Annotated in this window: 25 protein-coding genes; 7 read left to right on the plus strand and 18 right to left on the minus strand. The window is 69.0% G+C overall.

The annotated features are described in order from the left end of the window. Positions 1-56 precede the first annotated feature (56 nt). On the plus strand, positions 57-776 hold the full coding sequence (locus tag LDO27_RS03115) for an SDR family NAD(P)-dependent oxidoreductase (RefSeq protein ID WP_224039581.1): 720 nt from the start codon (positions 57-59) through the stop codon (positions 774-776). Positions 777-804: 28 nt separating this feature from the next. Here LDO27_RS03115 and LDO27_RS03120 read toward each other — a convergent pair whose 3' ends face one another. Further along, positions 805-1,629, minus strand: a complete 825-nt coding sequence (locus LDO27_RS03120) for an IclR family transcriptional regulator (RefSeq protein ID WP_224039582.1) — start codon at positions 1,627-1,629, stop codon at positions 805-807. 78 nt (positions 1,630-1,707) lie between these two features. Continuing rightward, positions 1,708-2,322, minus strand: coding sequence for a GntR family transcriptional regulator (locus tag LDO27_RS03125; protein WP_253074072.1), 615 nt, complete (start codon positions 2,320-2,322; stop codon positions 1,708-1,710). Positions 2,323-2,334: 12 nt separating this feature from the next. On the opposite strand from LDO27_RS03125, the gene proC reads away from it, so the two are divergent. Then, on the plus strand, positions 2,335-3,111 hold the full coding sequence (gene proC / locus LDO27_RS03130) for a pyrroline-5-carboxylate reductase (protein WP_224039586.1): 777 nt from the start codon (positions 2,335-2,337) through the stop codon (positions 3,109-3,111). A 24-nt stretch (positions 3,112-3,135) separates the two neighbouring features. Here proC and LDO27_RS03135 read toward each other — a convergent pair whose 3' ends face one another. The 3 genes from LDO27_RS03135 to LDO27_RS03145 all read right to left on the minus strand — a co-directional run bounded on the left by LDO27_RS03135 (position 3,136) and on the right by LDO27_RS03145 (position 5,752). Further along, positions 3,136-3,993: a MipA/OmpV family protein gene (locus tag LDO27_RS03135; RefSeq protein ID WP_224039588.1), complete on the minus strand. Its 858-nt coding sequence runs from the start codon at positions 3,991-3,993 to the stop codon at positions 3,136-3,138. Positions 3,994-4,058: 65 nt separating this feature from the next. Continuing rightward, positions 4,059-5,384: an NAD(P)/FAD-dependent oxidoreductase gene (locus LDO27_RS03140; RefSeq protein WP_224039590.1), complete on the minus strand. Its 1,326-nt coding sequence runs from the start codon at positions 5,382-5,384 to the stop codon at positions 4,059-4,061. A 65-nt stretch (positions 5,385-5,449) separates the two neighbouring features. Then, entirely contained in the window at positions 5,450-5,752 is a 303-nt protein-coding gene (locus LDO27_RS03145; RefSeq protein ID WP_222206489.1) for a DUF1330 domain-containing protein, read from the minus strand. Between the two features lie 201 nt (positions 5,753-5,953). Between LDO27_RS03145 and LDO27_RS03150 the strand changes: the two genes are divergently transcribed. Continuing rightward, positions 5,954-6,160: a DUF3562 domain-containing protein gene (locus tag LDO27_RS03150; RefSeq protein WP_224039592.1), complete on the plus strand. Its 207-nt coding sequence runs from the start codon at positions 5,954-5,956 to the stop codon at positions 6,158-6,160. A gap of 48 nt (positions 6,161-6,208) precedes the next feature. On the opposite strand, the gene LDO27_RS03155 is transcribed toward LDO27_RS03150, so the two are convergent. Further along, complete coding sequence (locus LDO27_RS03155; RefSeq protein WP_224039594.1) at positions 6,209-8,242, minus strand: alkaline phosphatase D family protein; 2,034 nt, start codon at positions 8,240-8,242, stop codon at positions 6,209-6,211. Between the two features lie 255 nt (positions 8,243-8,497). Here LDO27_RS03155 and LDO27_RS03160 point away from each other — a divergent pair, with 255 nt between their 5' ends. Together LDO27_RS03160 and LDO27_RS03165 are read left to right on the plus strand one after the other, a co-directional pair. After that, positions 8,498-10,549 (plus strand): bifunctional 2',3'-cyclic-nucleotide 2'-phosphodiesterase/3'-nucleotidase, encoded by a 2,052-nt coding sequence (locus tag LDO27_RS03160; RefSeq protein WP_224039596.1) that lies wholly within the window; start codon positions 8,498-8,500, stop codon positions 10,547-10,549. A gap of 10 nt (positions 10,550-10,559) precedes the next feature. Then, positions 10,560-11,393 (plus strand): tetratricopeptide repeat protein, encoded by an 834-nt coding sequence (locus LDO27_RS03165; RefSeq protein ID WP_224039598.1) that lies wholly within the window; start codon positions 10,560-10,562, stop codon positions 11,391-11,393. Between the two features lie 2 nt (positions 11,394-11,395). Here the strand turns inward: LDO27_RS03165 and LDO27_RS03170 are convergent, their stop codons facing one another. Next, the gene (locus LDO27_RS03170; RefSeq protein WP_224039600.1) at positions 11,396-12,349 is read right to left on the minus strand and encodes a bestrophin family protein; all 954 of its coding nucleotides are present in this window, start codon (positions 12,347-12,349) and stop codon (positions 11,396-11,398) included. A 284-nt stretch (positions 12,350-12,633) separates the two neighbouring features. Further along, positions 12,634-13,845 carry a zinc-dependent alcohol dehydrogenase gene (locus LDO27_RS03175; RefSeq protein ID WP_224039602.1) on the minus strand — a complete coding sequence of 404 codons (1,212 nt, stop codon included), beginning with the start codon at positions 13,843-13,845 and terminating at the stop codon, positions 12,634-12,636. Between the two features lie 488 nt (positions 13,846-14,333). Here LDO27_RS03175 and LDO27_RS03180 point away from each other — a divergent pair, with 488 nt between their 5' ends. Continuing rightward, positions 14,334-14,879, plus strand: a complete 546-nt coding sequence (locus LDO27_RS03180) for a DUF305 domain-containing protein (protein WP_224039604.1) — start codon at positions 14,334-14,336, stop codon at positions 14,877-14,879. A gap of 64 nt (positions 14,880-14,943) precedes the next feature. On the opposite strand, the gene LDO27_RS03185 is transcribed toward LDO27_RS03180, so the two are convergent. The 9 genes from LDO27_RS03185 to LDO27_RS03225 form a co-directional block, all read right to left on the minus strand. Then, complete coding sequence (locus LDO27_RS03185) at positions 14,944-15,921, minus strand: tripartite tricarboxylate transporter substrate binding protein (RefSeq protein WP_224039606.1); 978 nt, start codon at positions 15,919-15,921, stop codon at positions 14,944-14,946. A gap of 66 nt (positions 15,922-15,987) precedes the next feature. Beyond that, on the minus strand, positions 15,988-16,659 hold the full coding sequence (locus LDO27_RS03190; protein ID WP_224039608.1) for a 3-oxoacid CoA-transferase subunit B: 672 nt from the start codon (positions 16,657-16,659) through the stop codon (positions 15,988-15,990). After that, the gene (locus LDO27_RS03195; RefSeq protein WP_224039610.1) at positions 16,656-17,342 is read right to left on the minus strand and encodes a 3-oxoacid CoA-transferase subunit A; all 687 of its coding nucleotides are present in this window, start codon (positions 17,340-17,342) and stop codon (positions 16,656-16,658) included. Before LDO27_RS03195 ends, LDO27_RS03190 begins: the two co-directional genes overlap by 4 nt. A gap of 24 nt (positions 17,343-17,366) precedes the next feature. Then, positions 17,367-18,539, minus strand: a complete 1,173-nt coding sequence (locus LDO27_RS03200) for a thiolase (protein WP_224039612.1) — start codon at positions 18,537-18,539, stop codon at positions 17,367-17,369. Then, the gene (locus LDO27_RS03205; RefSeq protein WP_222206508.1) at positions 18,536-18,934 is read right to left on the minus strand and encodes a Zn-ribbon domain-containing OB-fold protein; all 399 of its coding nucleotides are present in this window, start codon (positions 18,932-18,934) and stop codon (positions 18,536-18,538) included. The genes LDO27_RS03200 and LDO27_RS03205 overlap by 4 nt, the downstream gene beginning before the upstream one ends. 34 nt (positions 18,935-18,968) lie before the next feature. After that, entirely contained in the window at positions 18,969-20,312 is a 1,344-nt protein-coding gene (locus LDO27_RS03210; protein ID WP_377747338.1) for a 3-hydroxyacyl-CoA dehydrogenase, read from the minus strand. Positions 20,313-20,332: 20 nt separating this feature from the next. Then, a complete protein-coding gene (locus LDO27_RS03215) occupies positions 20,333-20,545 on the minus strand; it encodes an acetyl-CoA carboxylase biotin carboxyl carrier protein subunit (protein WP_222206514.1) in 213 nt (70 codons plus the stop codon). 43 nt (positions 20,546-20,588) lie between these two features. Then, on the minus strand, positions 20,589-22,136 hold the full coding sequence (locus LDO27_RS03220; RefSeq protein ID WP_224039614.1) for an acyl-CoA carboxylase subunit beta: 1,548 nt from the start codon (positions 22,134-22,136) through the stop codon (positions 20,589-20,591). Between the two features lie 71 nt (positions 22,137-22,207). Then, positions 22,208-23,197: a Bug family tripartite tricarboxylate transporter substrate binding protein gene (locus tag LDO27_RS03225; RefSeq protein ID WP_224039616.1), complete on the minus strand. Its 990-nt coding sequence runs from the start codon at positions 23,195-23,197 to the stop codon at positions 22,208-22,210. A 299-nt stretch (positions 23,198-23,496) separates the two neighbouring features. Here LDO27_RS03225 and LDO27_RS03230 point away from each other — a divergent pair, with 299 nt between their 5' ends. Continuing rightward, positions 23,497-24,267 carry an IclR family transcriptional regulator gene (locus LDO27_RS03230; protein ID WP_222206521.1) on the plus strand — a complete coding sequence of 257 codons (771 nt, stop codon included), beginning with the start codon at positions 23,497-23,499 and terminating at the stop codon, positions 24,265-24,267. Between the two features lie 3 nt (positions 24,268-24,270). On the opposite strand, the gene LDO27_RS03235 is transcribed toward LDO27_RS03230, so the two are convergent. Continuing rightward, the gene (locus LDO27_RS03235) at positions 24,271-25,083 is read right to left on the minus strand and encodes an N-acyl homoserine lactonase family protein (protein ID WP_224039618.1); all 813 of its coding nucleotides are present in this window, start codon (positions 25,081-25,083) and stop codon (positions 24,271-24,273) included. Positions 25,084-25,090: the final 7 nt, after the last annotated feature.

A 25,090-nucleotide genomic window follows, 5' to 3' on the forward strand; every position in this document is an offset into this window, starting at 1 on the left:
CTCCCCCGCCGGCCGCGGCGCTGCCGCGGCCGGGCAACCTTCGCACTGCATTCCACATGACCTTCCAGACCGATCTCTTTCACGGCAAGCGCGCCCTGGTGTCCGGCGCCACGCAGGGCATTGGCGCGGCCATCGCCAACCGGCTCGCGCGCCTGGGCGCCGAGGTGACCGCCACCGGCATCGACCGCGGCGACGGCTCTCTGGACCCCGCCATCCGGGTCCGCGTGATGGACGTGACCCGCGACGCGCAAGTGGCCGACCTGATGGGCGGCTTCGACCGGCTCGACATGGTCGTCAATTGCGCCGGCATCATCCGGCGCGGCGCCGAGCATGAGCCGGACGTATTCGAGCAGGTGCTCGCGGTCAACCTGACCGGCACCATGCGCATCTGCACCGCGGCGCGCGGCCTGCTTGCGAACAGCAAGGGCGTGATCGTCAATACCGCATCGATGCTGAGTTTCTTCGGGGGTGCGCTGGTGCCCGGCTATGCCGCAAGCAAGGGCGGCGTGGCGCAGCTGACGAAGTCGCTCGCACTGGCCTATGCGCCGGATGGCATCCGCGTCAACGCGGTGGCACCGGGCTGGATCGCGACGCCGCTGACGCAGGCCCTGCAGGACGATCCGGCCCGCGCGGGCCCGATCCTGCAGCGTACGCCGCTGGGGCGCTGGGGCCGGCCGGACGATGTGGCCGACGCCGTGGCTTTCCTGTGCGCACCGGCGGCGGGGTTTGTCACCGGCGTCATCCTGCCGGTGGACGGTGGATATCTCGTGGCCTGAGCCCGCGGCCTGAGCGGGCCGTCATCCGCTACAGGTTGCGCGACCCCGCCAGCGCCGGGCTTTCCGCGATGCGGCGCCCGATGTCGTGGCACGCCGCGACCAGCGGCTCCACATAGCCCGCCTGCGGATCGTCCTTCTGGCGAAAGCGCAGCGTGCTGACGCTGACCGCGGCCAGCGGATGGCCGCCGGCATCGACGATGGCCGCACCGAAGCAGTAGATGCCGGCCTCGTTCTCCTCGTCGTCCACGGACCAGCCGCGCGCGCGGAACACGTCGAGCTGCTCGCGCAGCGCGCCCGCGTCCGCCACGGTATTCGCCGTGTAGCGCGGGAACGGCATGTCCGCCAGAACGGCGCCCAGCTCGGCCTCCGGCAGCCTCGCCAGATAGGCCTTGCCGACCGCAGTGGAATGCATCGACACCGCGGTGCCGATGCGCGATGCCATGCGCACCGCGCTCATGCTCTCGAGCTTCTCGATATAGACCATGGTGTTGCCGTTGGGCACCGCCAGATGCACGGTCTCGCCGGTGACATCGCGCAGCGTCTTGAGCGCCTCGACGGCCGCGAGCCTCAGGTCCGAGCGCGACCAGCTGCGGCTGGCGAGCTGCATGAGCCGTGGGCCCAGCGTGAGCACGCCGTCGCGCGCGCTCTCACGCAGCATGCCTTCGGCCGCCAGTGCCGCGACGATGCGATAGACGGTGGGACGCGGATAGCCGCTTGCCTTGACCAGCGAGGCGACCGTGACGGGCTCCTCCGCATCGGCGACCAGTTGCAGCACGTGCATGAACTTGGAGAAGGCCGCCGTGCCCGCCACCTTGGCGGTGGGACTGGGTTGGCGCGGCGTGGTGTCGACCATGGGCGTGAGAGGGATTGACTTGGCGGAAAGCGGCCATTATCGCCGATGGGCCGGCGCCCCGAGGGCCCGCGGCGCACCTTACTGCTCGTCCGTTTCCTCGGCGCGCGCGCTCGCCATCAGCTCGCGCTTGGTATCCATGATGTGTTCCTCCAGCAAGGCCACCACCGTCGCGATATCGCGCCGGCGGCAGGCCTCGACGAGGCGGCGGTGATCGCGCTGGGGCTTTTCCTTGCCGGTCGCGATCGACATGGCCACATGGGTATAGCGATCCGTGTTCAGGCAGTACTCCTCGATCAGCCGGCGCAGCCTGCGGTTATTGGCCGGCGCCGATAGTGCGAGGTGAAAGCGGCGGTTGTACTCGGCCCACTCGTTCAGGTCGGTGGAGGCCTCGTAGGCATCGAGGATCTGGTCCATCGTGTCGAAGTCGCGCTCGACCATATTGGGCACGCCGAGCTTGGCGGCATGGCATTCGAGCGCTACGCGGATGTCCAGCAGCTCGCAGATCTGTTCCACGTTCATCCGCACCACGGTCGCGCCACGATTGGCGCGGTAGACCACCAGCCCCTCCGCCTCCAACTGGCGCAGCGCCTCCCGCACGGGGATGCGGCTCGCGCCGAAGCGCTCGGCCAGCGAATCCTGGCGCAGGACCGCGCCGCCAGCGAGGGCCCCGCTCAGGATTTCGCCGCGCAACACGTTGCGAATGGCATGGCCACCGCGCTGATCGGCGGGCTGGTCCGCGGCGGCATGCCGCCCTGCGCCATCCACGTGATCGAGCCGGTGGCGGCCACGCGGGAGCGGCTCGCGGCCGAGTATGGCGTGGCCGTGGCGCCGCTGGCCGATGCCGCCCTGGGCGGCATGGACATGGTGGTATGGGCGGTCAAGCCGCAGCATTTCGACGAGGCCGCGCGGCAGGTGGCGCGTTTCACCGCGCAAGCGCTGCACGTCAGCGTGGCGGCGGGCATTTCGACGCAGAGCATGGCGCAATGGCTGGGCACCGGCCGCGTGGTGCGGGCCATGCCCAATACGCCGGCACTGATCGGCCAGGGCATCACCGGCTTGTTCGCGGCGGCGGGCGTATCCGCCGCCGACCGGGGCATGGTGCAGACGCTCGTCGCGCCCACCGGCGAACTGCTGTGGGTCGAACAGGAACGGCTCATCGACGCCGTCACGGCCGTGTCGGGCTCGGGGCCGGCCTACGTCTTCTACGTGATGGAGAGCATGGTGGCCGCCGGCGTGCAGATGGGCCTGGAGGCCAACCAGGCGCGACGCCTCGTCGGCGCGACCGTGGCCGGCGCGGCCGCGCTCGCCAATGCCTCGGACGACTCGCTCGAATCCCTGCGCGAACGGGTGACTTCCAAGGGCGGCACCACCTTCGCCGCCATCAACTCGCTGGCCGAGGCCGGCCTGCCGCAGGCGTTCGTGGAGGCCATGTGGGCGGCCAACAGGCGCGCGGCGGAGATCTCGGCGCAGCAGGGCGGCTAGTCCTTCGCCGTGGTGGGCGGCTCCCTACTCCCGGCTGCGCACCTTGGTCGACGACTCGCCGAACACCCACGTCACCGCGAGGCCCCCCGCAACACCGTCCTTGCGGCGCACCAGCGGGCTGTTCTCGAAGGTGGCGCCATCGAGCCGGTCGTAGCGCACGAAGGCCCCGACCCAGATATGCCGGAAGCGCTTCGACAACGAGGCCAGCGCCATGCTGCCGGAGTAGCCGCCGCTCGCCTGGTAGGCCGGGCGCGCGGCGGTGGCGAACTGCTGGTCGACGGAATAGAAGTACTCGTGATAGCGCCCCGTGGCGAACAGCGGCCCGGCCGTCAGGCCGAGGTTCCAGCCGCGCAGCCCGCCCACGTTGGCTACATCGAGATGCAGGTTCGGCGAGAAGATCCAGCCGATGGCGCGCGGGCTCGATTCGAGCGTCACGGCCAACCGCACTGGCAGCCGCAGGTCCAGCCGCGTGCGGTCCGTGCCGGAGTGCCACAGGTTCACGTCCAGCGACGGACCGATCTCCACCGAGGTCTTCAGGTCCGACATGCCGCGCCGTGCGTCGTTGTCGCTGCTCTTGACCGGCACCGACAGCCCGAGGCTCACGTTCAGCTCGACGCGGTCGCTGTCGAACAGCTTGCCGCGCACGCCGTTGCGATCCGCCCGCAGGACCTCGCCGCGATAGATGAAGTACGGGGTCGGCAGAACGTAGTTGGAGCGCTGGTCCGAGCCGCGGTACTGCGGAAAGCTTACGCCGCCAACGCCGAGACCCACCTCCCACAGCGGGCGTTCGACTTCGTCGAACTGCTGCGCCTGCGCGGCGGCGGCGAACGTGGATGCGGCGAGCGCCGCCATCCAGGCAGGCGAGGCGTGTGGTGGGCGCATGCGATGTCTCCGTCACTGGCGATGTCGTCAGCGCAGTATGCACCGCGGCGGCTTGGCCCCGCCAGTCAGATCTCTCCGCCCGCCCCCGCCAGTTCGCGCCGCAGCCGCCAGGCGACGCCCATGCGGCGGATCGGGTCGGGCGGCACCCATCCCGGCCGGCTGTGCGCGAGGATGAAGTCCAGCGACGGCGAGCCCATGCCGGCCATGTATTCCGCCATGTAGTGGCCAAGGTAGGTGCCCTTGACCACGCCAACCCCATTGCACCCGACCACGCAGTACAGGTTGTCCCGCTGCCGCGCGAACACCGAATGGTGGTTCAGCGTCATGCTGATCAGTCCGCCCCAGCTGTGCGCGAAGGCCTTGTCGCGCAGGGCCGGGAAGCGCGCCGCGAAGGCGCGCCGATGGTTGCGCACGGCTTCGCGCAGGCGCGCCGCGTTGGCGCGGAGCCGGGGATCGAAATGAAAGGTGTTGCGCACGAACACGCGCCGGTCCGGCGTCAGCCGCACCGTGGTGCCGGCGGGATGGGCCGACGTCGTTCCCCAGGGCCGGACGCCAGCGAGCAGCGCGCCGGCTTCCGCATCGGTCAGCGGCTCCGTCAGGCTGGCATACGTGAACAGCGGCACCAGCCTGTTCCTGATCTGGCCGAAGCCCTCGCTGAAGCTGCCCGCGGTGAGCACCACGGCATCGGCGCGCAGCGAGCCCTGGGCAAACCGCAGCGTATGCACGCCGCCGTAGTCGCACGACAACACGGGGCTCGATTCGAACAGCGTCACCGAGGCCGGCAGCGACGCGGCCAGTCCCCGCACCAGCGAGGCGGGATTGACCAGCACGCTTCCCGGGGTATAGACCGCGGCCCGGTAGTAGCCGGTGCCCAGACGCTTGCGCAGGTCCTCGCCCTGCACGACTTCGTGCGCGAACCCCGCCGCCGCCAGTCCCCGCGCGAAATGCTCCAGCGCCGGGATATTGCGCTCGTCGTGCGCCGCCATGTACTTGCCCGCATCGTCCCAGTCGCAGGCGATGCCCTGCGCGTCCTTGAGCGCGCGCAGGCGCCCGATCGCGAAGCGGTTCAGCGCGTGCAGCTGCCGGTCGTATTCCGCATCCGCCTCGCCGCCGTCGACGTTATGGGGCACGTCGATCAGGAAGCCCGCATTGCGGCCGGAGGCGCCCTCGCCCACCTGCAGCGCGTCGACCAGCGCGATGCTGGCATCGGGATGCAGTTGGGCCAGCCGGCGCGCCAGCGCGACACCGGTAAAGCCGGCGCCGATCACGGCGTAGTCGAAGCGCAGGCGGCCGACGGCCGCTTTGCCCAGCGGGGCGTGGCGCGACGGCGAGAGGTCGAACCAGCCCGGCGCGCCGTCGATGGCGGGGCGTTTGCGAATGGGGTGCGTCATGAAGAAGCGGGAAATGCGGCAGCCGCGATTGTATCCGCGGGTCCCACGGCGCTCGGCGAACAGACCTATCCGCCCATGTCCTCATACCCTTCGATGATCACGATATCGGCGTCCGAATACGGCGTGCGCAGCGACATCGCGTGCTGGTATTGCGGCGAGCGGTAGCAGTCCAGAGCGGTCTGGTAGCTGTCGAACTCCAGCACCACGATGCGCGGGCGCGTACTGCCCTCCACCACCTGCCGCTCGCCGTTGCGCACGAGGAAGCGCGCGCCGAACGCCTCGAACACCGCCTTGTTGGCGGCGATATAGCCCTGGTAACCCTCGGCATCACGCACATCGACCTGTGCGATCCAGTATCCCTTTCGCATGGTGGTACTCCCTGGCAAGGGCGGGCTTGGTGGTGCCCGCTGGTACGGTCTTCGCTTCCCGGACTACGGTGTGCGATTGCCCGCGCACGGCGTCGAAACCGGCGCCGCGCCGAGCGATGCACGAGCGGACCGGCAAGCACCTCGGACCACGTGGCAATGCCGGTATGTTAGGTCGAACGCCATTGCAGATGGAGATACGCTATGAAGACGCAGACTCCTGCGGAGCTGATCGCCAAGATTTCGGAGCGCACCCAGGTTCCCATTCCAGACGTCGAGCGTGCCTACGCCTCCACGTGGAACGAATTGCAGCGCGGCGCGAGAATTACCGACTACCTGCCGGTGATCGTCGCCAGGAAGGTCGCGGACGACCTGCGCAAGAGCGGGAACGATGGCGCGTCGCTGCACTGAACCGCGCAGCCGTCCCTGATCCTGGCGGCCCGCTTCCCCGCCCGTCCGCTACAAGACGTTGACCGCAGGCGAGCCTGCCGCCACCTCGACGGTCCGCGTGCCCGCGGTCGCCGGCAGGGCCGGCGCGGCGCCGTCCGCCAGCGGCTTGAGCTTGTGGAACGTGCAGCGCAGCCTGTCGGGGGTCAGCGTCACCACGGCATAGCCCTGCGCGTCCGTATCGACATGGCGCAGCCACGGGTTGAACGCCTGCAGCGTGGCGTCGAAGGTATTGACGACCACACCGCCCTGTTCCGCATAGATCAGCGGCTTGGCGGCCGCGAAGGTGGGATCGCTGTCGACCACGCCGCGGAAATAGCTCTGGAACGAATTGCTCGACAGGCCGGCGGTGACGAGGTCCACCATCACCGGCACCGGCGTGGCGGCGTCGTAGTCGTCCATCACCGGGCCGGCGAAGAAGGCGTGGATATCGCCGGTCAGCGCGACCACGTTGCCGATGCCATGCGTCTTCAGGAAGGCCATCAGGTTCTTGCGCTCGGCGTTGTACCCGTCCCACTGGTCCGCGTTCAGGATGTACTGGCCCAGCAGCGCAGCGGGCGGCAGCTGCGCGTCCAGCGCCGGCTTGAACAGCGCATCGAACGTGGTGCCGTCGATGCCGGCCGGCGCGAGCACCGCCTTCAGCGCCGTGTACGACATGGCCGGATAGGTGCCGCCCGCGCTGGACGCGTTCAGGTCGGTGGCCAATGCCGACGTCATGGCACCTTGCAGCGGCGCCAGCGCGCCGTTGGCCTGCACCAGCGCGCCGGCGATCAGGCCCGCAATGGCCAGGGTGCCGTCGATCTGCATGCGCAGCAGCGAGACCTCGTTGCCCCACAGCTTCCACGTCGTGTTGGCGCTGCCCATGCGGTCCTGCCACCAGGCACGCTGCGCATCGCCGAGCATGGACACGGGCGTCAGCGCATTGCCGGCCGCCACCATCTTCTGGTCCTCCACCGTGGCCAGCGTGGCCTTGGGCACGAAATAGCGGCTGCCGATCTCGCTGCCGGCCGCCTGTTCGGGCAGTACATGGTCGGCGCGATACAGCCGCTGGTCCGTCATTACAAGCGTGGCCAGGTCGCCGAAGGTAAAGGCGCGGTAGAGCTGGATATTGCGGAACGACGGATCCGTCAGGTCGATGCGTACATCGGCCGGCATGAATTCGAACCATGCCTGGCTCGCGCCGCGGCGGCGCGCCGTGCTCGGCGACTGGTCTTCGCCGGTATCGTAGGTCTGGCGGTCCTGCCAGCAGTCGTCCGAGAACTCGTGGTCGTCCCAGATCGCGATGATGGGGAAACGCGCGTGCAGCGCCTGCAGGCGCGGATCGCTGCGATAGGCCTTGTACAGGTAGCGGTAGTCGTCCACCGTGGTGGCGTAGCGCGCGCCATCGCCGCGCGCGGTGCCGTGCGGCAGCGTCAGCGGTGCGTGGCGGGCTTCCACCTTGCCGCTCTGGAAGCCGGCGCCCACGGTCTCGTAGATGTAGTCGCCCAGATGGACGATGAAATCCAGCTCCTGCGCGGCGAGTTCCTCCATGCCGGCCCAATGGTTCACGCTCCAGTCCTGGCAGCTCACGAACGCGAACCTGAGCTCGGACAGCGGCGTGCCGGGCGTGGGCGCAGTGCGCGTGCGCCCCACCGGGCTGGTATGGCTGCCCACGCGGAAGCGGTAGTAGTACGTGGTGGCCGCCGCCAGGCCGGTGACCTTGTTGCGCAGGGTGTAGTCCCACTCCGGCAGCGCCGTCAGGCTGTCGTCCACCAGCAGCGTGGCGAAGTCGGGCTGCGCCGATACCTGCAGCCTCACCGCGACGGGTTGCCCGCCGTTGTCCCCATCCACGCGGGTCCACAGCACGATGCTGTCCGCCTTCGGGTCGCCCGAAGCGACACCGTGCAGGAACGCGAACCTGTCCTGCGCGGGCGGATTGGGCGCCGGTGCCGGGCCCTCGCCATTTTCCCCGCCCGCGTCGTCGTCGCCGCCGCAGCCGGCGAGGCCCCCGGTGGCGACCGAGACCGTGACGAAGCTACCCCATTTCAGAAAGCGGCGGCGATCCATGTTGTTGTTCTCCTGACTGGCGAAGGGCGAAAGGCGAAAGGCGGAAGGCGAAAAATGCCTGGCGCCGCGGCGGCTCCTCCGCGGCAAGCCCGCCATTGTTCGCAAGCCTTATGACAGTCTGATGTCCCGCCCGCCCGTGGCGTCGCGGCGGCGCCGCGTAGGCAGACCCGCTCCCCGGTGTCATCTTCCTGCCACGCGGCTGCCATCTGGCGCCTCGACAATCGACGGCTCAAAGCACGACAAAGGAGCCGCACCATGCCGCATGCCCTACTCTCTTTCTCCAGACTGGCAACCATGGCGACGGCAGTGCTGCTCGCCGCCTGCGGCTCCGACGACCAGCCAGGCCCCACGCCCACCCCGCCGGCGGAGGTCGCCGCCGGCACCACGGCCACCCTGGCCTTGCTGGAAACCACCGATCTGCACAGCAATGTGCGCAGCTACGACTACTTCAAGCTGGCCGAGGACCAGTCGATGGGCTTCGAGCGCGTCGCCACGCTGATCAGGCAGGCGCGCGCCGAGTTTCCCAACACCGTGCTGCTCGACAACGGCGACACCATCCAGGGCACCGCCCTGGCCGACTACCAGGCGCAGGTCAGCCCGCTGGCCTGCGGCGACACGCTCGCCATGTACAAGGTGATGAACGCCGCCGGCTTCGACGGCGGCGGCATCGGCAACCACGAGTTCAACTACGGGCTGCCCTTCCTCAATCAGGTCACCGGCAACCGCTTCAACGTCGACGGGCTGCCCGAGCCGGCCGCCCAGACCCCGTGCGCCGGCCCGACGTTTCCGCAGGTGCTGGCGAACGTGCACAGCGTGAAGACGCGCGCGCCGCTGTTCCAGCCCTACGCCATCGTGACGCGGCAGATCAGCGCGACGGCTCCGGACGGCAAGGCCGTCACCGCGCCGGTCAGGATCGGCATCATCGGCTTCGCGCCGCCGGCCATCATGAGCTGGGACAAGCGCTGGCTCGATGGCAAGGTCTACACCGTGAGCGCGAAAGAGGCCGCGGAGCAGTACGTGCCGGAGATGCGCGCCAAGGGCGCCGACCTGGTCGTGGTCATCTCGCACGGCGGGCTCGATGCCTCGCCGTACTCGCCGGCGATGGAGAACGCGAGCTGGCACCTGTCGAAAGTGCCGGGTGTCGATGCCATGCTGATCGGTCATTCGCACCAGGTCTTCCCCGACGCAAACAGCACGGCGGCGCAATTCAGCCTGCCGGGAGTCGACAAGGCAAAGGGCCTGGTCAACGGGGTGCCCACCGTGATGGCCAACTACTGGGGCAAGCACCTGGGCGTGATCAAGCTGCAGCTGGCCTACAACGGCACGCGCTGGGTCGTCGATCCCAGTGGCACCGTGGTGCAGGCGCGCTCGATCCAGAACGCGGACAAGAGCTACGTTGCGCCGGACCCGGCCGTCGCCGCCGCCATCGAAGCCGAGCACCAGGCCACCATCGCCTATGTGAAGACGCCGATCGGCACCACCGACTACCGCATGACCAGCTACTTCGCCGACGTCGGCGATCCGGGCGCGATCCAGATCGTCAACCAGGCGCAGGCGCAGTATGTGAAGGACTACATCGTGGCCAACCTGCCCGCCCTGGCCTCGCTGCCGGTACTGTCGGTGTCGGCGCCGTTCAAGAGCGGCTTCGGGGGCGGCAGCGACTACACCGACGTGCAGGCCGGCGATCTGGCCATCAACAACGCCGCCGATCTGTACCTGTACCCGAACACCGTGTACGCGGTGAAGGTCAACGGCGACGACATCAAGGCCTGGCTGGAAACGGCTGCGCGCCGCTTCAACCAGATCAGCCCGTCCGCGACCGCCGACCAGCAGCTGATCGGCAGCTTCCCGGGCTACAACTTCGATATGTTCACCACGCCAGACCTGCGCTACGAAATCGACGTGACGCAGCCCGCGGGCAGCCGCATCCGGAACCTGACCTACCAGGGCACGCCGTTGTCGGCGGCGCAGGAATTCATCGTCGCGACCAACAACTATCGCGCCAGCGGCGGCGGCAACTTCCCGGGTCTCGATGGCAGCAAGACCGTCTATGCCTCGCCCGATGCCAACCGCGACGTGCTGATCGCCTATATCAAGAAGGCGGGCGCGATCACCCGCGCGGCCAATGGCGCGGCGCGCAGCTGGAGCTTCACCAGGGTGGCCACCGCCGGCAAGGTCGTGTTCAGCTCGGCCGCCGGCCAGCTGTCGCAGGCGCAGGCGGCGGGACTGACGAATATCACGCTGGACAAGGCGGACGACGGCAGCGGCAAGAACCTGTCGCAATACGTCATCGACCTCAATGGCTGAGGGGAGCGCCATGATGGCCAAGGAAAACGCGATGGCGGCGGACACGGCCGCGCGGTCCCGCCGGCGCCGGATGCATCCGCTGCTGCCCGTGGCGCTGCTGGCGATCGCGCTGGCGACCGCGGGCGTGGCCGGCACCGCCGCGTGGCGCGAGCAGAGCGAAGCGCGCCGCGTGCAGCTGGCGCAGTGGCGCAACGTGGCCATCGCCGCCGAGGACGATGCCGCGCTCGCCGCCCTGCGTGCGGCTGCCCTGGCCGGCGAAACCGCGGCCCAGGCCGCGCTGGGTGAGGCACTGTGGTCGCGCCCCGGCGCGCAACAGCATGCCGAAGGACAACGATGGTTGTGGCAGGCCGCCGAACGGGGCGATGCCGGCGCGCATTTCGTGCTGGGCAAGGCCGCGTTTCTCGGTGGCCCCGCATCCGCTGGCGCAGCGCCTGCGGCAGCCCCGGAGCTGCCGGCGGCATGGCGCCACCTCGGCATCGCCGCCGCAGCCGGCCACGCCGGCGCGGCCTACTACCTTGGATTGCTCCAGCGCGGCGGCTATGGGCGCACGCCCGATCCCGCCGCCGCCGCACGCTCGTTCACCGCCGCCGCGGAGGCCGGCATCCCGCATGCGATGTTCATGCTCGCCAACGCATATCGCGACGGCGCGGGGGTCGCCCGCGACGAAGCGCGCGCGGTGGCGTGGTACGAGGCGGCCGCCGAGCGCGACCACCCCGAATCCATCCTGGCCCTGGCCATGGCCTATCGCCATGGCGAACTCGGTCTGGAGCGCGACGAACGCAGCTACCGGATGCATCTGGCCGAGAGCGCACATGCGCTGAAGCATCCGGCGCTCAGGCCGTAGTCCTACAGCAGGCAATACCCCACCGGCGCCAGCGGCGCCGGAATATCCGGATGGTCGATCGCCTCCTTCAGGCCGATCTCGATATTGCGGCAGATGGCGTCCAGCGGCAGATCGTTGGCGCTGGTGCCGAACGGCTCCTCGATCTCGTCTCCGAGCGCGTCGAGGCCGAAGAAGGTGTAGGCGACGATGCCGACGACGAAGGGCGTCATGAAGCCGATGGTGTCGACCAACCCGAACGGCAACAGGAAGCAGTACAGGTAGGCCGTGCGATGCAGCAGCAGCGTGTAGGAGAACGGGATCGGCGTGGTGCGAATGCGGTCGCAGGCCGCGGCCGCCGCGGCCATCGCGCTGAAGGTGTCGTCGAGCGATGTCGCACGGCAGCCGTCGATGCGGCCGGTGGCGACGCATTCGGCAAGATCGTCGCCCATGCGCAGCAGCAGCGTGGCGGGCGGATTGCTGCTCCGGGCCATTGCCTCCCATTCCGCCGTGGACAGCAGCGGCAGCAGCGCCGGATCGGGCGCCGCGCCGGATGGCTGGCCGCGCAGCCGGTCGCGCAGCGCGTAGGCATGGACGATAGCGCGCGAGATCATGCGCACCCGTACATCGTCCAGACCGAGCTCCGCGCTGGCGGGCCGGGAGGCCGAGATCAGGCTGCGGCACTGGCGCGCCAGGTTCTGGCTGCGAAAGACCAGCTCGCCCCACAGCTTGCGGCCTTCCCAATACCGGTCGTAGGCCGCGGTGTTGCGAAAGCCCAGAAAGATCGCCAGCGGCAGGCCGATCAGCGTGAACGGGATGGCCGTCAGCGTAATCTTCAGTTCGAACAGCGCACCGTGGGTGATGGTGACGGCGATGGCCACCAGCACGTTGACGAGCAGCACGGCCCGGATGCGATTCAGGATGGAGCCGCGCAGGATCAGGAACAGCCTGAGTCCGGACGGGCGGTCACGCACGATCATGGGGATTTCCTCGGTCTCGCACGCGCCGGTGCAAGGCGGGGAAGTATATCGTCAGCCGCGGTGCGGACCCGCGCGATCTCCGCCTGGTAGCAGCGCTGGGCATTGCCGAACCCCTCGATGCCGGCGACCTCGGCGCCGGTGGCCCCCGATCGAAGTCCTGACCTGCGGGTCCTGCAGGGTCTGACGCAGCGCCTGCGTGAGGCAGCCAGAGCGCGCTGACCAGGGCGCTGCGCGAGCTGGAGGAGCGCCACGCGTGTCCGCGAGGCGGGACTGACTGCCGGCCGCTACTGCTGCCCCGGATTGAGTTCCACCTTGATCCAGCCCGGCTGCCGCGTGTCGAATGCCTTGTAGGCGTCGAGGGCGCCGGTCAGCGGTTCGCTGCGCGTGAGGATGGCGACGGGGTCGATCACGCCCGCCCGCACCAGTTCCACCAACTTGGGCACGTACGCGCGGTGATTGCAGTTGCCCATCCGGATGGTCAGGTTCTTGTTCATCGCCGCGCCGATGGGGAAGACCTTGTCGGTCGGCGGGTAGACGCCGATGATCGATAGCGTGCCGGCCTTGGCCAGTGCGCGCACCGCCCAATCCAGCGCCTGGGCCGGGGCGTCGCCCGGGACCCAGTTGGCGCCGTCGGGACGTGCATGGGGCGCGATGCTGGCGGTGACCTGCTCCTGCTCCTTGACCGACGGGTCCTCCGCGGCCGGACCGTGATGCGCATGGACGGCATCGACTCCCACCGCGTCGATGGCCCGGTCCACGCCAATGCCGCCGGTCAGCCGCTGTATCGTCTCCACCGGGTCTTCCTCATCGAAGTTCACGGTCTCGGCGCCTTGCGAGCGCGCCATGGCGAGACGGTCCGGCACCGCGTCCACGGCGATGATCCGACCCGCATGCATAAGCTTCGCGGAGGCGATCGCGAACTGGCCCACCGGTCCGCATCCGAACACCGCCACCGTGTGGCCGGCATGAATGTCCGCGATATCCGCACCGAAGTAGCCGGTCGGGAAGATGTCCGAGAGCATGATGGCCTGCTCGTCGGTCACGCTGTCCGGCAGTTTGACCAGATTCACGTGCGCGAACGGGACTCGCGCCTTTTCCGCCTGCAGTCCGTGGAAGGGTCCGGTCGTCTTGGGGCCGCCATAGAACGACGTACCAGCCTGCTTTCCGTTCGGGTTGGCGTTGTCGCACTGTGCGTAGTAGCCCGCGCGGCAGTAAGAACAGTAGCCGCAGGCGATGGTGGACGGAATGACCACACGGTCGCCGACATTGAGGTTGCGCACCCCCGGGCCGATCTGCTCGACAATGCCCACGCCTTCGTGGCCGAGGATGGTGCCCGGCTCGAGTCCTTCCATCGTGCCCCGCACGAAATGCAGGTCGGTGCCGCAGATGGCGCTGGAGGTAAGGCGCACGATGGCATCGGTATCCTGCTCGATGGTGGGCTCGGGGACGTCGTCCAGGCGGATATCGCCGATGCCATGAAACACGACTGCTTTCATATGCTTGCTCCGATCATGTTGCGTTGAAGGTCATGCGCCCTGCCCCTGGAACAGCATCAGCGCGCAATAGACCGCGATGGTGGGGCCGTGGGGCACAGCGAAACGCGGACGGCCGCGGTTAAGCCGCGGCCGGAATGTTCCGGTGCCGCCGCAGATTGCGTGCCTGCCAATCGCATGCGCCCTGCCCGAGGTCCATGCCCAGCGGGCGAGGCGATACCGGCATCCCACCGGCGCTACGACCCGCGCCGAGCCCTAAGGAGTTACAACGGCCGGTAAGAAAGCACACTCGCCGCGGTCCACCGGTGCGGAGCCCGCCGCATGCCGAGATTCGTAGCGGACGCGGAAAGATCCCACGTGCCGACGCAGTCGCAGTGCGCCATCGCCGCGCCCATCTCAATGACGCAGAAGGCGGGCAGAGACAGCGTGGCGCGGTGGAACACAACTTGCGGGACGAACCGGTCCGGTAGTGCCAAGACAGGAGACGCGCCATGCAGACGCAACCGCATACGTCCATGAGCATGAGCTATGGCCGTTTCGCCGCCATGATCGCCACGTCGACGATCGTGATGTACGGCCTGATGTACCTCAACACGTATGCCCTGGATCATGTGAGGTTCAGCCAGACCCGGGTGTGGATGGCCCTGCTGATGGGCGCGGCCATGGCCGTGGTCATGCTCTTGTACATGAGGGCCATGTACAAGAGCCGCCGCGTCAACATGGCGATCTTCGCCGCGAGCATCGCGGTGTTCGCCGGCGCCCTCTGGCTGGTGCGAAGCCAGCAGACGGTCGACGACGTCTCGTATATGAAGGCGATGATCCCGCACCACTCCATTGCCATCATGACCAGCGAGCGCGCCCACATCCGCGATCCGCGCGTGCGCGAACTGGCCGACGGCATCATCCGTGCCCAGGTGAAGGAGATCGGCGAGATGAACGACCTGATCGCGGACCTGAAGCGCAATCCCGTGCCCGCCGGGGCGGCGGACCTGCCGGACTACCGCGAGCGCGGTGCCCCACCGCCGCCGCCTAGGTGAGCGCCGGCCGGCGCACTGCCGCCCGGCGGGGGGCTTGCGCCGCGTGAACGACTTCCAGCCCGGGTCAGTCCACCTGCGCCCCCGACAGCCGCACCGCCTCGCCCCAGTTCTTCGTCTCGGTGCGGATGAAGGCCGCGAACTCCTTGGGTCCGGCGTTGGTTACGTCGCCCCCCATCTCGACCAGCTTCGCGCTCAGTTCCGGCTCGGCGACCACGCGGGTCACATCCTGGTTGATCTTCTGCTGCAGCGCGGCCGGCATGCTGGCCGGGGCGAACAGCCCGAACCACGTCGCCGCCTGGAAGCCCGGCATGCCGGACTGCGCGAAGGTGGGCACATCGGGCAGCGCCTGCGCGCGCTTCGAATGGGCCAGCGCAATCGCGCGGACCTTGCCGGCCTTGAGCGGCGGCAGCGCGGACGACAGCGTCACAAAGGCCATCTGCACCTGCCCGGCCATCAGGTCGGTCAGCATCGGCGCGTCGCCCTTGTACGGCACGTGCGTCAGTTCGACATTGGCCTTGGCCTTGAGCAGCGCGCCGGTCAGGTGCTGCGGCGATCCGTTGCCGGGCGAGGCGTAGGTCATGCCGGGCTTCGATCTGGCGAGCGCCAGCAGTTCCTGGAGGTCCCGGGCCTGGACCGTGGGGCTGACCACCAGCACCAGCGGCACCACCGATGCGAGATTGATCGGCGCGAAGTCCTTGAGCGGATCGTAGGGCAGCGACTTGTACAGGCTCGCGCTGATGGTGTGCGCGGCCGTGGTCATGTAGAGGGTATAGCCGTCGCCCGGTTGCTTGGCCACCTGCCCCGCGCCGAGCACCGTGCCCGCCCCCGGGCGGTTGACCACCACCACGGGCTGCTTCCACGCGGCGCCGAGCTTCTCGCCGATCAGGCGAGCAATGACATCGGTGGCGCCGCCGGCGGCGTATGGCACCACGATGCTGACCGGCTTGGCCGGATACGGCGGCTCGCCCTGCGCGTTCGCGCCCGACGCGCACAGCATCGCCGCGCCGGCCAGCAGACCGGCGCTCCATCGACTTCCCTTCATTCCCTCTCTCCTCTATGCGTCGGTATCGTGTTCCGACTGGTGGTTGGCGGTGGCGAGCCCCGCTGGCTATGTCCCGAGCGCGTCATCGAGTGGCGCGCCCGTCATCGCCTGCAACGCGGCGAAGCTCAGCCCATCGACGATCCAGATGACGCGCAGCGCGCCGTCGGCGACGTCGATGGTCGCGACGTCGGTATAGATGCGATCGACCACGCCCATTCCGGTCAGCGGATAGGTGCATGCTTCGACGATCTTGGGCCGGCCGTCGCGGGTGCGGTGTTCCATCAGCACATGGACGCGCCTGGCGCCCGCGACCAGGTCCATCGCGCCGCCGACCGCGGGTATCGAGCCCGCGACCCCGGTATCCCAGTTGGCCAGGTCGCCGTTGCGCGACACCTGGAACGCGCCCAGCACCGTCAGGTCGATATGGCCGCCGCGCATCATCGCGAACGAGGTCACGTGGTCGGTGATGGAGGCGCCGGACAGCAGCGTCACCGGCTCCTTGCTCGCGTTGACGAGGCTGGGATCGACGACGCCCGAGGCCGGCGCCGGGCCCATGCCGACGATGCCGTTCTCGCTGTGCAGGATGACGTCGCGCCCCGGGGGCAGATGCCGCGACACCAGCGTCGGCATGCCGATGCCCAGGTTCACATAGGCGCCCTCGGGAATATCGGCGGCCACGCGGGCCGCCATCTCGGCGCGCGTCTGCGCGCGCCAGGGGATCGCTCCGGCCTGCGTCATTGCCCCCTCCGCACCTGCACCACCCGCTGCACGAAAATGCCCGACGTCATCACATGTTCGGGCGGCAGCGCGCCCAGCGGCACGATCTCGTCGACCTGCGCCACCGCCGTGGCCGCCGCCATGCACATCACCGGGCCGAAGTTGCGCTCCGCATAGCGGAAGGTCAGGTTGCCCCAGCGGTCGGCCTGCTGTGCCTTGACGAAGGCGAAGTCGCCGGGCAGCGGGTGCTCCAGCACATAGCCCTTGCCGTCGATCACACGCGTTTCCTTGCCTTCGGCGAGCGTCGTGCCATACGAGGTTGGCGTGTAGAACGGACCGAGGCCGGAGCCGGCGGCGCGCATGCGCTCGGCCATGGTGCCCTGCGGCACGCATTCGAGCTCGATGCGGCCGGCGCGATAGGCCTCGGCGAAGGCCACCGCATTCGGCTCCAGCGGATTCGACGAGCGCGCGAACGAACAGATCATCTTGCGCACGCGCCCCGCCTCGATCAGCTCGCTCAGCCCCAGCCTGCCGTTGCCGGCGTTGTTGTTGACGATGGTCAGCCCGGTGGCCCCCTGCTCCAGCAGCGCGCGCACCAGTTCCGTAGGCACGCCCGAGATGCCGAAGCCGCCGATCATGATGGTGGCGCCGTCGAACACGTCGCGCACCGCCTCGTGCGCATCCCGCATGGTCTTATCGAGCATGGCCCGCCTCCGCACGCGCCGCGCTCATCGCGTCGCTCCGGTGCCCAGGATCACGGTGGACTGGCTCGACAGCGTGCCGCCGTTGCCATGGGCCAGCGCAATCTCGGCGCCCGGCACCTGCCGCTCGCCGCATTCGCCGCGCAACTGCCGCACGGCTTCGATCACCAGGAACACGCCATACATGCCGGGATGGACGCAGGAGAGCCCGCCGCCGTTGGTATTGACGGGCAGGCGGCCGCCGGGGGCGATGGCGCCGCCCTCGACGAAGCGCCCGCCCTCGCCCTTGGGACAGAAGCCGAGGTCCTCGAGAAACAGGATGGTGTTGATGGTGAAGGCGTCATAGAGGCCGACCACATCCACGTCGTCTGGCCGCACGCCCGCCATCGCGAAGGCCCTGGCGCCGGACTCGCTGGCGGCGGTCACCGTGAGGTCGTGCATCGACGAGATCTGCCGGTTCCACACGGCCGTGGCATTGCCCAGCACATAGGCCGGCGGCCGCGGGCAATCGCGGGCGCGGTCGGCGCGCACCATGACGAAGGCGCCCCCGCCGTCCGTGACGAGGCAGCAGTCGCGCACCGTCAGCGGCGACGACACCATGCGCGCGTTCAGCACGTCGTCGATCGACAATGGCTCGCGCGCCGCCGCCTCGGGATTGCGGCGCGCCCATTCGCGCGCGGCCACGGCCACTTCCGCGAGTTGCGTGCGCGTGGTGCCGAACTGGTGCATGTGGCGCTGCGCGGCCAGCGCATACGAGGTGATCGGTTGCAACGGCGCATAGGGATGCTCGTACGGCTGCGGATCGATCTGCCGCCACATGTCGACCATGCCCTTGCGGTTGACCGCGCCGGTCTTCTGCGTGCTGCCATAGCACACCAGCACCGCATTGCACTGGCCGCTGGCCAGCGCCAGCATCGCGGGCATGATCTGCGCGATAAAGCTGGAGCCGCCGAGCATCGTGCTGTCGATGAAGCGCGGGCGCAGGCCGAGGTATTCGGCGGTGGGCATGCTCCACATCGTGGCCGATGAGCTGCACGTGGCCAGGCCGTCGATATCGCGCATCGTCATGCCGGCGTCCGCCACGGCCCCGGCGCTCGCCTGCGCCAGGATCTCCATGGCGGTAAAGCCGTGCGCCTCTCCGATACCGGCCTGGCCCACGCCCACGATGGCCACCGAGCCGCGCAAGTCCCGCAATGTCATGCTTCGCCTCCGGCCAGAAACACCACCATGCCTTTGCCGTCGGTGACCCGCACCTGGGCCTGCACCGGCATCCCGATGCGCACCAGCGCCGGCGGCACGCCCTCTACCCGCGACATCAGCCTCACACCTTCCTCCAGATCGACCAACGCCACGTTGTAGTCGCTGCTGACCCCCGGCCTGCCGGCGATGACGCTGAACGAATACACGGTGCCCCTGCCGCTGGGCGCCACCCAGTCGAGCCGCGTCGCGCCGCAATGCGGACACACCGCGCGCGGAAAGAACACATGCGCGCGGCAACCGCCGCAGCGCTGGATCAGGAAACGGCCCTGGTCGAGATGGGCGAAATACTCGGCCTCCGGGCCGCTGGGCGCACGCGCGCCGGCATGGGTCTGCATGACCGCTCCTTGCATGCTGTCGGGAATGGCGCGCTCAGCGCACCGCCTGGTAGGTGGAAATCGGCCGCCGCTCCGCCACCAGCCTCTCCAGCAGCGGCGCGGGGGTCCACAGTTCGCCGTGCTGGCGGTGGAAGGCGCGGATGCGCTCCAGCACCCTGTCGAGGCCCACGGTGTCGGCGTGGAACATCGGGCCGCCGCGCGCGGCCGGAAAGCCGTAGCCGTTGACGTAGATCAGGTCGATGTCGCCGCCGCGCCGGGCAATGCCCTCTTCGAGAATCCGCGCGCCTTCGTTGACCAGCGCGTAGATCGTGCGCTCGACGATCTCCTCGTCGGTGACGGGCGCACGCGCGATGCCGGACTGCGCCGCGCACGCTTCGATGATGCGCTCGACCTCCGGGTCGGGAATCGGCACCCGGCTCCCCGGCTCGTAGCGATAGAAGCCCGCGCCGGTCTTCTGGCCGAGTCGGCCGGACTCGCACAGGCGGTCGGCCACGCGGCAGTAGCGCAGGTGCGCCGGCCGCGTCGGCGCCTGGCGCTTGCGTGCGGCCCAGCTGATGTCCAGTCCCGCCAGGTCGCCCATGCGCAGCGGCCCCATCGCCATGCCAAAGCGCTCGAGCGCCTGATCCACCTGCTGCGGCGACGCGCCTTCCTCCAGCAGGAAGTGCGCCTCGCGCGTGTAGGGGCTGACCATGCGGTTGCCGACGAACCCATCGCAGACGCCCACCAGCACCGCCACCTTGCCGACCTCGCGCGCGATACGCATGGACGTGCGGATTACCTCGGGCGCGGTGGCCACGCCGCGCACCACTTCCAGCAGCTTCATTACATGCGCGGGGCTGAAGAAGTGCAGGCCAAGCACGTCGGCCGGGCGCGAAGTCATTCGCGCGATGGCATCGATATCGAGTCGCGATGTATTGGAGGCCAGGATCGCGCCCGGCCTCGCGATGCGGTCCAGGCGCTCGAACACCGCGCGCTTGACCTCCATGTCCTCGAAGACGGCCTCGACGATCAGGTCGCTGTCGGCTAGCGCATCGAGCGAGGTAGCGCCGCGGATGCGCCCGATGCGCGCCTCCATCTCGCCGGCATCGAGCTTGCCCTTGGCCACGGTGCCGGCGTAGTTGCGGCGTATGGTCTGCAGGCCGCGTTCCAGCGCCTGCTCCCCGGTCTCCACCAGCGTCACCGGATAGCCCGCGCTGGCGAACGTCATGGCGATGCCTGTGCCCATCGTGCCGGCGCCGACTACGCCGATTCGCCGGATGGCGCGGTCGGCGCCGCCCGGCAGGTCAGCCGCGCCGGCCGCCTCGCGCGCCGCGATCGCCAGATGGCGCTGCGCGTCCCCTGCGACCTGGCTTGCAATGTTGTTGTCCGCCCCCTGCATGGCGCTCTCCACCGTCCGCATCAGCGCAGCACGACGGCGGCCTGGCCCTCGGCCACGTCGTCGCCTTCGGCCACCAGCACCTGCGCCACCACGCCGTCGGCCTCGGCCTCGAGCGGAATCTCCATCTTCATGGACTCCACGGTGATCACCGCGGTGCCGGACGATACGGCATCGCCCGGCTTGACGTGGACCGCGACCACGCGGCCGGCGACTTGCGATTCGATGGAAGGCAACTTGGTCTCCTTTCAGTGCGGGGAAATTGGAAGGCGTGCGGTGTCACGGCCGGTAGCCGAACGCACCGCGGCTTGCCTGCCGCAGCGGCGCGGCGATGCGGACGAATTCGACAAGCAGCCGTCTCGTATCGGCCGGATCGATGATGTCCTCGACCACGAAGGCCTCGGCGCTGCGGAACGGCGAGGTCAGCGCGCGTACCCGCGCCTCGATCCGGTCCCGCGCCGCGGCGGGATCGGCGGCCGCCGCGATCTCGGCCTTGTAGGCGACTTCGAGCCCGCCCTCGACCGGCAGCGAGCCCCACTGCGCGGACGGCCACGCATAGCGGAAATTGAAGCGGTCCGCGTTCTGGTGCCCGCCCCCCGCGACGCCGAATGCCTTGCGCAGGATCACCGAGCACCACGGCACCGTGGTCTGTGCGATGGCGGTCAGCGCGCGCACACCGGCGCGCATCACGCCCTCCTGCTCGGCCTCCAGCCCGATACGAAAGCCCGGCACGTCGACCAGATTGACGACGGGCAGGCGGAACAGCTCGGCCAGGTCCACCATGCGCATGTACTTTTCGGCCGTCTGCCGGTCCCAGGCCCCGCCGTAGTGATAGGGGTCGCTCGCGATCAGCACCACGGGCCAGCCGTCGATGCGCGCCAGGCCGGCCGCGATGGCCTTGCCCCAGTGCCGGCCGATCTCCATGAAGGAGCCGGTATCGACCAGCGTCTCCACGATCGCGCGCACCTTGTAGACGCTGCGCGGATTGGCCGGAATCGCGCGGCGCAATGCGAGCTGGTCCGCCAGGGCATCGCGCTCGCCCTCGCTGCGCGGGGCCGGCTCGTGGATCGACGACGGCAGGTACGACAGGAAGCGGCGAGCGCGCGCGAAGCCCTCGGCCTCGCTGCCCACCTCGTCGTCCACCACGCCGTTGCGCGTATGGATATGGCTGCCGCCCAGCTCGTTCTTCGACAGCTCCTGCCCGGTGCGCGCCACCACCGGCGGTCCCGCGACAAAGAGCTGCGAGGTGTCGCGCACCATCAGCGAGTAGTGGCTGGCGGCCACGCGTGCGGCGCCCATGCCGGCCACCGAGCCCAGGCCCATGCCGACCACCGGCACGGTGGCGAGGTTGCGGGCGATATAGGGCCAGGCCTTGAGCTTGGGCAGCAGCGTGTGGCCTTTGATCTCGATGTTCTTGACCGAGCCGCCGCCACCGGTGCCATCGACCAGGCGGATGATCGGCATGCGCAGGTCGTGTGCCATCTGTTCGGCCACGATCAGCTTGTCGCCAACCGCGCCGTCGTTGGCACCGCCGCGCACGGTGAAGTCGTCCCCAACCACCACCACCGGACGGCCGTCGATCTGCGCGCGCGCCATCAGGAAGTTCGATGGCGTGAAGTCGACCAGCTTGCCGTTCCCGTCGTACTCGCCGGTGCCGGCGAGGCCGCCGACTTCCACCGTGGAATCCGCATCCACCAGTTGCGCGATGCGCTCGCGCACCGGCAGCCGGCCCTGCTCGCGGTGCCTGCGTATCTTCTCCTCGCCGCCCATCCGCTGCGCCAGTGTCCTGCGCAAGGCGAGTTCGTCCAGCTCGTTCTGCCACGTCATGCTTTTGTCTTCCATCGTCGGTGTGTCATGCCGCCCCGCGGGCGCGGCCGCTGTGCGCAGGGCGTGCCGCTTCAGTCCAGCCGGATGCCGGAGCGCTTGATGATCTCGGCGTACTGCGCCGTTTCGGCCTTGATCTTCGCGGCGAACGGCTGCGGACCGAGCAGCAGGATGTTTCCCTGCTGGCGCAGCAGCGCCTTGGTGGCCGGGTCCTCGCCGGCGGCGAGGATGGCTTCGTGCAATGCCTTGACGGTGGCGGGCGGCGTTTTCGCCGGCACGAAGGCGCCGACCCAGAACGAGATGTCGTAGCCGGCATAGCCCTGCTCGGCCACGCTCGGGACATTGGGCAGGTCCGGCCAGCGCTGCGCGGAGGACACCGCGATGGCGCGCAGCTTGCCCGCCTTGATCTGCGGCATGGCGGCGGGGTTGTCGAAGGCCGCGTCGACTTCCTTGCCGAGCAGGCCGATCTGCGCGGCGGCCGAGCCCTTGTAGGGCACGTGGACCATCTTCACGCCGGCCATGGTGTTGAGCAGCTCGAAGCTGAGCTGGGTCAGGTTGCCGGCGCCGGCCGAGCCATAGGACAGGCCGTCCGGCTTGCTTCTGGCCAGCTTCATCAGGTCGGCCACCGAGTTCACCGCGCGCGTCTTCTCGCTCTCCGGGTTGGTCGTCAGGATGAACGGCACCGAGACGATCAGCGACACCGGCGCGAAATCGCGCTGCACGTCGTAGCGCATTTGCTGGTACAGCAGCGGATTGACCGTGATGGTGCTGGAGTTGCTGATCAGCACCGTATGGCCATCTGGCTCCGCATTGGCAAGCGCCGCCGCGGCGATCATGCCGTTGGAGCCCGGCCGGTTCTCGACGACCACCGGCTGGCCCAGCTTGCCGTTCAGGTGCGTGGCGACGATGCGCGCCACCAGGTCGATAGAGCTGCCGGGAGCAAAGCCGACCAGGAACTTCACTGGCCGGGCGGGATAGGTATCGGCGTGGGCGGCGTTGCCGGCAAAGGCAAGCGCGACGGCCGCGCCGGCGGCCGCGGCACGGAAAGCGTGAGTCAGGCGCATCGGTTGTCTCCTTGTGCCCGGTGAGCGGAACGGCGCAGCAGCTTGGCTCTACTTTCGACGTTCTATCGACCAGAACTTTTGTTCTTTCACGTAGAATACGTAGGCACCCAAATTCGGTCAAGGAGAATTCGCGCGGCGCGGTACTTGCACCTTCTTCCCCCGGCACTCTCGGCGCTTGCACGTCGCAGGAACCGCGGCGGAACGAGCGTTCCGGACAGGCACGCCGGGGCCCCGCGAACGCCAGACGTTAGAATTCAGGCCGAACCCGCCCACGGCGGCGAATCCCCTCACCATTGCCTATGCCCCAGATCACCACCGAACTTCCCGCTGCCCAGACCGACGGCGTTGCCGCGGTCGACCGTGCGCTGGCGATTGCCACCGCGCTCGCGCAGGCCGGCACGCCGCTGTCGCTGGCCGACCTCGCGCGGCTCACCGGCATGTACAAGAGCACGTTGCTGCGGCTCCTGGCGTCGCTGGAGCGCAGCGGTCTCGTGGTGCACCGCTCGGACAAGCGCTATGCGCTCGGGCCGCTGGCCTTCCTGTTCGGCCGCACGTTCGAGACCAGCCTGGGGCTGAAGGAAGCGATCCAGCCAGTGATGGAATGGCTGGTGACACAGGGCACGGAGAGCCCGTCGTTTCACGTGCAGCACGGCACGGACACGCGCATGTGCCTGTTCCGGATCGATTCGTCGCATTCGACGCTGGACCGCGTGCGGGTGGGCGACGTCTTGCCGCTGCACAAGGGCGCGCCCGGCAAGGTCTTGCGCGCGTATGAAAAAGGCGGTCCCACCGAGGGCGACGCCCAGCTCGTGTTCACCTCGTTCGGCGAGCGCGATCCACTGTGCGGGGCCATCTCGAGCCCGGTGTTCGGCCCGGCCAACACGCTGCTGGGGGCGCTGTCGCTGTCCGGTCCGCTGGAGCGCTTTTCCGAACTGGCCGTGCAGCGCATGACCGGTCTGCTGCTGACGGCCGCGCAGCGCGCCACGGCATCGCTGGGCGGGCAATGGCCTGAACTCGCCGCCGCACCCGAGAAGCCCAGGACGAAAGGGAAGGCCCGCCAGGCGGGCTAGGACTCAGTCGACGGGCATCTCGTGCAGGCATGCGACCTGGATGGGCAATCCCGGCAGCACCGGGTATTTGCGCAGCACCAGCGGGTCATGCCCCGGCACCACGTGCCCAGGGGAATCGGCGTGTTCCACGCATCTGCGGTGGCCGTCCAGCATCTCGGCGACGTTGTAGACGATGGGGAAGGGATTGCCCTCGTCCATGTTGGCGTAGTAGTGGCTGGCGTCCGACGCCAGCACGACCCAGCCGCGCCGCGTATGCACCCGCACCGCCTGCAGGCCCTTCGTATGGCCGCCGATATGGACGAGTTCGACGCCGGGACATAGCGCCTCGTCGCCCCGGTGAAACCGCACGCGATCCGCATAGACGCGCCGCACGAGGTGCACCACATCCTCCACCGAGTAGGCATGGCGCATCACGCCATGACACATGCAGCGGCCGGTGGCGTACTCCAACTCCGCGTCCTGCACGTGGAAGACCGCGGACGGCAGCTTGTCGATATTGCCCGCGTGGTCGTAATGCAGATGGGTCAGCACCACGTCCCGGATCGAGGCCGGTTCCACGTCGAGCAGGCGCAGCGAGTCGATGGGGCAGCAGTCCAGCGTGCGCCTGCGCTGCCGCGCGGCCGCTTCGTTGAAGCCGGTATCGACCAGGATATTGCGGTCAGCGCCCTTCAGCAGCCACACGAAGAAATCCATCGGCATCGGCCCGTCGTGCTCGTCCCGCTGCAGGAAGTTCGCCGTGCGGGTCCTGTCCATCGACGCATAGCGCAGCGCGAACACCTCATAGGTGGGAATGGCGTCGGTATCGTCGGCGCGCATGGTGCCT

The sequence above is a fragment of the Cupriavidus respiraculi genome, from assembly GCF_914271545.1.
In the GTDB taxonomy this organism is placed as follows: Bacteria; Pseudomonadota; Gammaproteobacteria; order Burkholderiales; family Burkholderiaceae; genus Cupriavidus; species Cupriavidus respiraculi.